General features: G+C 76.1%; 1 protein-coding gene. It reads right to left on the bottom strand.

What is annotated here, in order from left to right; all coding sequences use genetic code 11:
* On the bottom strand, positions 1–658 hold a 658-nt coding region (locus F6Q13_RS19245; protein ID WP_293059923.1), incomplete at both ends, for a hypothetical protein.

Here is a 658-nt window from a genome sequence, read left to right as displayed (position 1 = left end):
CGGCACCGCCGGTGCCGGTACCGCTGGCGTTGCCGCCCGCGCCGCCGTCAGCACCACTACCGCCGGCACCGCCCATGCCGCCGGTGCCGCCGTTTTCGGTCGTGGCGCTGTAGGCGATGGCGTTGGAGCCGTTGCCGCCGGCGCCGCCGTCACCACCGGTACCCGACGCCCCGCCGGCACCACCGTTGTAGTCACCGGCCAGGGCGTTGCCGCCGGCGCCGCCTTGGCCGGCGCCACCACCGTCACCGCCGTCACCGCCGTCGTAGCCGCCGCTGTTGACGCTGTTGCCGGTGACCTGGAAGCCGTTACCGCCGTTGCCGCCGGCACCGCCGTCACCGGCCGCGCCGCCGTTACCGCCGTCACCGCCCAGCGTGCCGCCGTTACCACCGGCACCGCCTTCACCACCGGTCCCGCCGCCGCCGCCGTTACCGCCGGCGCTGTTGGTCAGTGCAATGCCGTTCGAGCCGGCCCCACCGTCACCACCGAGGCCGCCGTCACCACCGGCGGCCACACCCGCGCCGCCGGTGCCGCCGTCACCGCCGTCACCACCGGCACCGCCGGAATAACCGTTGCCGCTGCTGTCGGTGCCGTAGCCGTTACCGCCGGCGCCGCCGTCACCGCCGTTACCGCCGACCCCACCGGTGCCGACAGTGCCCGC

This window comes from Mycobacterium sp., assembly GCF_008709575.1.
In the GTDB taxonomy this organism is placed as follows: domain Bacteria; phylum Actinomycetota; class Actinomycetes; order Mycobacteriales; family Mycobacteriaceae; genus Mycobacterium.
Note: the sequence above shows the minus strand (reverse complement) of the source record. Positions and strands in the feature narration are given on the sequence as shown.